The sequence below is a fragment of the Desulfobotulus alkaliphilus genome (genome assembly GCF_007830435.1).
GTDB lineage: Bacteria > Desulfobacterota > Desulfobacteria > Desulfobacterales > ASO4-4 > Desulfobotulus > Desulfobotulus alkaliphilus.
The window spans coordinates 1-6,251 of record NZ_VLLC01000065.1 but is presented as its reverse complement, the minus strand read 5'-3'; the positions used below and the strand labels follow the sequence as shown (position 1 = coordinate 6,251).

Here is a 6,251-nt window from a genome sequence, read left to right as displayed (position 1 = left end):
GCGGATGGTGAAACCAAATTATTGAATCAGGTTATCAATAAATCCGGTAATATTTCATCTGTTTTATCCGCAGTAATTAAAGCGGGTGACAAGGCCCTGACTTTTCTGGAAAGTGCTGTCCGGGTTGGAACCGAAACCCTGAATCAGATGTCTGATTATATCAACGCTTCCCGTGACGAAGAAAATATAGGTAATTTCATTGCTTTTACAAATCATGCAAAAGAAAAAGATATGGTTGCGATCATGGATCTGTCCGCAACCTTATCTTACCGAGATGCATCCAGTTTATTGCTGGCTGTATCCCATCCTAAAGCAGAGGGCCAGATCGGGCGGTTGGTTGAACAGATATCCACCCTCCAATCCGGTCAATCGAAAGCAGATCTATCGAATTTTTTGACCACTGCCGCCCATGCAGAAAAAAATATTGGCAAGCTTCTGGATGTGGCAGGCCTGCCTGCCACTTGCGTTGACGCAGCATTCAGTTTTGCCTTCCCGTTCACCCAACACGGTCAGCATTCCCAACCCTGATTTCGGAGCTCAATACCGAGCCTGTGTGTTCCCCTGTCAACGCTTAACCACTACCCTCACGAGCAGCAGCCCATGACTCGGGGCTCCGGCGGTTCGCTACACCTTACCGGATAGAGGACTTGCACCTCCAATCTTATGCCAGCTTATCCCGGCGCACTGGATGTCCTGTGGTTGGCTGTGGTTGGTGGAATGGTTGTGTCTATCCCGGCGCACTGGGTGTCCTGTGGTTGTGTCCTGGTTGTGTAAAAAAAAGGCGGGTTCCAAAAATATTAACTCGGGGCAAACAGATGGCTAATCATCCGCTACAGCGGATTCCGCTATCGCTCCACCGCTGAACTCGTCATTAGCCCGTTTATTGCCGCATTGTCTCCCGTTCGTTGCACACCGGCGTCTCTCAATTATCAGTCCAGGATGTCCTCGCCGTTTTTCACGTTGCATCGTTGGATAAAGAGAAAGTGCGAATGATTTCTTTGCACGCGGACAATATATCCTGTCTGGCAGAATCAAGATATCGGTTCATCTCGTCATCCATTCGTTGCAAGTAATCATTAGCGCAACGTGCGCGCATTTCACCAAGGGGAAAGTGATCTGTTTCGGATTCAATTGCGCGGATTGGCATAAACACTTCATTCTCCGGTTGACCAACAGCATGCCTCAAAGCGCAGATTCTTCGTGCTCCTTCAATCAGATGCATTTGGCCCTCAATCATCGCTGTGGCAACGGCAACCAGTTCAGAACGTTTCTTTTCGATAATGGTTTCCTGAAGGCTCATCAATTACCTCCTGGAAACTTCGTCTTAAATTCAACCCGTTGGCCCGTCTTGATATTTTCAACCCAATGCGTTTCAAACTGAACACCATCACGAGCAGTATAAGACGAACTCGTCTTTTTGTAACTTCTCAATAAGTGTAGGCATACAGTATTAGAAGAGTAAAATTTTAGGCAATAGGTTGCTGTGCCTGTAAACGAATCAAATCAGGAAGAAAAGGAATGGCATTTTCACCGGACAAACGATCTTTGATGTATTGCCAAAATGAGATATTTAGCTTCCGGCAGGTTTTTTTTAGTGTGGCAAAAGTATCCCTGCAACAACGTCCTGTATCACTTCGGGTGGAACCGCTTATCTTTCTCTTCTTCACGTAGTCCCGAATATCCGTTTCAGATAAATTGTTGTGCAGGGGTATATCTGGACGGTCAAGAACCAGGAGCAGTTCCTCTTTGTTTTTATGAATCCTTTTTAGAGCCAGGTCCAAAGTGGCAAAACCTGTCTTGGTGTCAAATATTTCATCGAAGCGATACTCAAGCTCAGTCTTCTTTGTTTGGTCCGGAAACTCTCTGTATTTTTTTAGATCGGCATAAAAATCCCAAATCTCAGAGCGTGCTTTTTCCAAGGCTTTTAGCTGTTTTTCATTAAAACCAACCAGCTTGTGGATGGTACGCTCGGCGTGAACCCAGCATAGGGCATGTTTCAATACATTGAATTGACCCGCATCATCACTCACGATAACCAGATCCATATTCAAGCCCTGATCGATAAGACTGCCTATTAAAGCACCTTCCGTAGCAATGCGGACATGGCGTTTTTCTGTTATTTCAAGGGCCGCAAGGTGGGCTTCCCACTGCTCGCCATTTTGAAATCTTGCTGCTTGACTGGTTGCAAGGAGTTCAATAACATTTTTTCCAAGCCCCTGTGCCGCCATATAGTCGAGAGCTTCCGGAATGATAATGAAATCTGTATCTCCTGCCCGCAGGAGTTTAAGAAAATTAATACGGCTCTTGCTGTCAGTACTCTCAAACCAGGCGAACCATTCATTTCCTATATGCGTACAATAACCATTTTTGCCTTTATGTCGCGCACCTGTATCATCTACATTTATGTGGCCTGAAACCTCAAGCCCAGCTCGTAGAATTTCTTTTTTTTCGGCATGGCAGGCTTCTTTGCCTTCGGTGATGATCCGATTGACCTGCCCTACAGAAATATCAATGCCTATTTCTCTTAGTTGCTCATGAATTAGAGGCTGGGTAACGTGTGACTGATAATACAGATAGAGAATGAAGCTGCACAGGCTCGTGCCAAAATGACCACACGCTATCCCTACAGGTAATTTACCAGAGATGTATTTACCATCAGGAGTCTGCCATTGTTCAATTCGATAAACCGTATTATGGGCTTGAATAATCATATCCTGAACAACATAGTCATTATAGCCCTTAAACCTGCTTCCTTCAGGAATTATATCTGGTGCAATCTTCTTGCTTTCATGGATTTCAAGGTTTCGGGTTTTCTTTTTTTTGGTTGAGCCAGGGCGTTTTCCATCTGATTTTTTTTCCTTCGCCCGTTCCTCCGTGCTCTTATCAAGTTTTGAAGGTTTAATATCTGGCTTGGGTTTTTCTCCCTTCAATCGGGCAATTTCATCTTTGAGCTGCTGGATTTGCTCACGCTGAAATTCAATGACCTCATACAGATCAATAACCAATGGTGTGCATTGATTTTCGGTGAGGTCTGTTATTTTAGGTGGCTTTATCACTCGTGTACCCAATCCAGATTTTGGTTATTTCCGTTTACCTTTATTGGATTTTATTACATATATTTTTAATGAATTGCAAGGCATACCTTCTGTACAGCAATCAAAATTAAGATAGTTTAAAGAACTTGATCTCTTCTTTGGTATCAAGCTATCATATCATGCTTTAATGCTGGTTCGGAAATCATCCTCTTATTCTCAAAAAGGCTTAGCCAAAATATTATTTATCACTTACATTATAGCTTCAATGCCTACACTTATTGAGAAGTTACGAGGTTCCGGGAATACAGCTATGATCCCATGGGTAACCGCAGGGCCGCGATCCTGGGGCCGGAAGCCTTGGAGTACAGCACCAACCCCCTAAACCAGTACACCGCCGTGACGGGTCTTGCCTCCATCACCCATGACGAGGACGGGAATTTCAAGGAAATGGGGGACAGGGTTTTTGTGTGGAACGCGGAAAACCGCCTGATCCGCACGGAACCCAAGGCGGCGGCTGCTGGAGATAGCCGCACGGAATACGCCTATGACTACATGGGCCGCAGGGTGCAGAAGATAAGCTATTTATTTGACGGCACAGACTGGGTAAAAGGAGAAGAACGTCTTTTTGTTTATCAGGGCTGGAATCTTGTGGAAGAGATCCGCCTTGCCGGAGGAAAAGAAGAAAGCCGCTACTTTGTCTGGGGGCTGGATCTAAGCCAGAGCCTTCAGGGCGCAGGGGGTGTTGGCGGGCTTCTTGCCATGGTGGAAGAAGGCGGCTCCCATCTTTACGCATATGATGCCAACGGCAACGTGGGCCAGGTGGTGAAGGCCTCCGATGGCAGCCTTGCCGCTGCCTATGAGTACGACCCCTTTGGCAGACTCACCGCCAGCAGCGGCGGGATGGCGGATGTGAATCCGTTCCGGTTCTCCACGAAGTACTTTGATGGGGAAAGCGGGTTCTATTACTACGGCTACAGGTACTATGCGGTGGAGCTGGGGAGGTGGGCGAGCCGGGATCCCATAGAAGAAGAGGGGGGGATCAATCTTTATGGGTTTGTGGGGAATGATGGCCTTAACTGGGTAGATCGTCTGGGTCTGGCCCTTTATGCCTTTGACGGTACATGGAACCATGATCGTGATGTGCGTGAGGGGAAGTACACGCATGTTTATACTCTTAGTGATAAATATATCGGTAACGCATTCTATCAAATAGGTGTGGGCGGTGAGAAATTTTTTGGTAATAAAATGATGGGTGGGATGTTTGGCGCAGGTGGCAAAGAACGGATTGAGAAGGCTTATAGAAGATTTTTAGAGAATTACAAAAATGGTGATAAAGATGTGGATATTATCGGGTTTAGCCGGGGGGCTTCGCTTGCAAGGGAATTTGCCAATGTCCTCCATGAAAGGGGGTATCGTGAGTATTATGGAACGATTTTTGAGACAAGAGGCTGCCCCGTTGATATCCGCTTTGTAGGCTTATTCGATACGGTTGGTTCTTTTGCCGTGCCAGGGAGAAACAGCTATGTTGGGATTCGGATGGACTTGCCACCCAATGTAAAAAATGCGGCCCATGCGGTTGCCAGGGATGAAAAAAGGCTTTTATTCCCATTAAAGCGATTGAATAAGGCAGGGGTCGGACAGAATTTTTCTGAGAGGGATTTTGCAGGGGATCATTCAGATATCGGAAGGGGTCATGGGGTGAATACCACGAATCTGAGCATTGCTCCGCTTGTTTATATCTGGGAAAAAGGAATTGATGCGGGAGTGCCTTTTGGGCCTTTACCCTCTTTTTCTACAGATTATGGAAAAGATCCATGGGGCTGGCATGCACATCCCCATGATATGAGTGAAGATTGGCCCTACAACCTTATGCCAAAAGGGGGGCGATAATGAAATCGATCTGGATTTTTATTCTGATCTCTTTATCCGCTGTGCTGTTGTCATGCAGTCGGTGTGATTTGCAAGTTGTTCCAGGGGTGGATACCCCCTGGATAGGTTCTGAAGAGCAGGCTGTAGAAAGAAGTTGCTCTTATTTTTCATGTTTTATGGATTCTGTAGCGACTACAGATACAAGATGGGGAACCGAAAGGTCTGATGGACAACATCTTTATAAGTATAATGATAAAATTGTGAGCTATTTGAAAAGAAAGAGATTGCTGCAGTCATGGCCTGAATCGAATTTTAACTACAATGGCTATCAGCAAAGACTTGCTCCGTTTAAATTTTATATTGTTTCTGTAGAACCATTAGTTATTATTATGATCCCCTATGATTTTGGTGAAATTAAAAACCGTGGCAGAGCATGCCTTGTTGGTGATCGTCCCAGTCAGTTTATCGCTAATAAATACATGGTCAATTATTTTGAATACGGTACCTATGTACCCTTTCATGAGAATCCGCTCTGGTTTTCTCCGGATTTAAAGATAGGGCCAATTCCTGTGCCAAAAAAAGAACGGGGTGATTTGGTGATTGAGCACCGTAAAATTGAACTGGTTTTTAAAAAACAGGGAGGAATATATGAGGTGATCCGGTTGAAATAGCCTTCATGGATAGGGAGAAGAAAGAAAAGGGAAAAGAGGGGATTTCTTAAATTCAAAAAATGCTGGATGGTTCCGGGAAGAGCGGGAGGGCTTGGGCGGCCCGATTGTGACAAGCTATACCTATCGTCAAAGGCCGCCTTGCGAAGGCCCAAAGCCCTGGCACGGCCCCGACTTTGTATGAGTACGATACCCTGGGCAACCTTGTGGCCACGGGTCTCGATGTGGATGAAAACGGCATCCTTGAAGAAAACTCAGAAGATCGTATCACGGCCACGGCCACCCGTTTTGTGAAGCTCGGGGCGGACTGGTGGGAGCAAAGCGAGACCCGTATATATAACCTAAAATCCCGCTCATTTTTATACCTACGAAGGCTCTTTAGCTCCAAAGGCTTTGAAGATAGTTTTTTGAAGCTTGGTTAATGGGAAAAGGATTCTAACTCCCTTAATTTCCTGAATGCGTAGTTTGGATAAAGTTAAAATCAGCTCTTTCATTGTCATTTTGCAGTACAATTTTTCCTGCACCATCGTGTAATGGATCTTTGACAACAATATAAGCGCCAAAAAACCAACGAAGGTTTTGTTCCAGGCCTTGTGATTGCTGTGAACCCTTAGCCTGCCAAGATCAAGATTGTTTTTCATGCGGTCAAAGCCTTTTTCAACGACATCCTTATCCCTGT

The 6,251-nt window shown here is 45.5% G+C and carries 6 protein-coding genes; 3 read left to right on the top strand and 3 right to left on the bottom strand.

Features of this window, described 5'->3' with window-relative positions; all coding sequences use genetic code 11:
- A partial coding sequence (locus LZ24_RS17440; protein ID WP_186443230.1) for a hypothetical protein occupies nucleotides 1-528 on the top strand: 528 nt, incomplete at its 5' end.
- Nucleotides 529-955: 427 nt separating this feature from the next.
- Here LZ24_RS17440 and LZ24_RS16660 read toward each other — a convergent pair.
- Together LZ24_RS16660 and LZ24_RS16655 are read right to left on the bottom strand one after the other, a co-directional pair.
- Entirely contained in the window at nucleotides 956-1,300 is a 345-nt protein-coding gene (locus LZ24_RS16660; protein WP_144686838.1) for a DUF2489 domain-containing protein, read from the bottom strand.
- A 166-nt stretch (nucleotides 1,301-1,466) separates the two neighbouring features.
- Nucleotides 1,467-3,056 (bottom strand): IS66 family transposase, encoded by a 1,590-nt coding sequence (locus LZ24_RS16655; protein ID WP_246118632.1) that lies wholly within the window; start codon nucleotides 3,054-3,056, stop codon nucleotides 1,467-1,469.
- A 336-nt stretch (nucleotides 3,057-3,392) separates the two neighbouring features.
- On the opposite strand from LZ24_RS16655, the gene LZ24_RS16650 reads away from it, so the two are divergent.
- Together LZ24_RS16650 and LZ24_RS16645 are read left to right on the top strand one after the other, a co-directional pair.
- Nucleotides 3,393-4,925, top strand: a complete 1,533-nt coding sequence (locus tag LZ24_RS16650; protein ID WP_222427694.1) for a phospholipase effector Tle1 domain-containing protein — start codon at nucleotides 3,393-3,395, stop codon at nucleotides 4,923-4,925.
- The gene (locus tag LZ24_RS16645) at nucleotides 4,925-5,575 is read left to right on the top strand and encodes a hypothetical protein (RefSeq protein ID WP_144686836.1); all 651 of its coding nucleotides are present in this window, start codon (nucleotides 4,925-4,927) and stop codon (nucleotides 5,573-5,575) included. Before LZ24_RS16650 ends, LZ24_RS16645 begins: the two co-directional genes overlap by 1 nt.
- A gap of 362 nt (nucleotides 5,576-5,937) precedes the next feature.
- On the opposite strand, the gene LZ24_RS17720 is transcribed toward LZ24_RS16645, so the two are convergent.
- The coding region (locus LZ24_RS17720) for a hypothetical protein (RefSeq protein WP_222427515.1) at nucleotides 5,938-6,251 on the bottom strand (314 nt) is incomplete at its 5' end.

What these genes read in the sequence shown, in the direction of transcription:
- LZ24_RS16660 (WP_144686838.1), bottom strand. Translation starts at nt 1,300, where the DNA reads ATGAGCCTTCAGGAAACCATTATCGAAAAGAAACGTTCTGAACTGGTT.
- LZ24_RS16645 (WP_144686836.1), top strand. Translation starts at nt 4,925, where the DNA reads ATGAAATCGATCTGGATTTTTATTCTGATCTCTTTATCCGCTGTGCTG.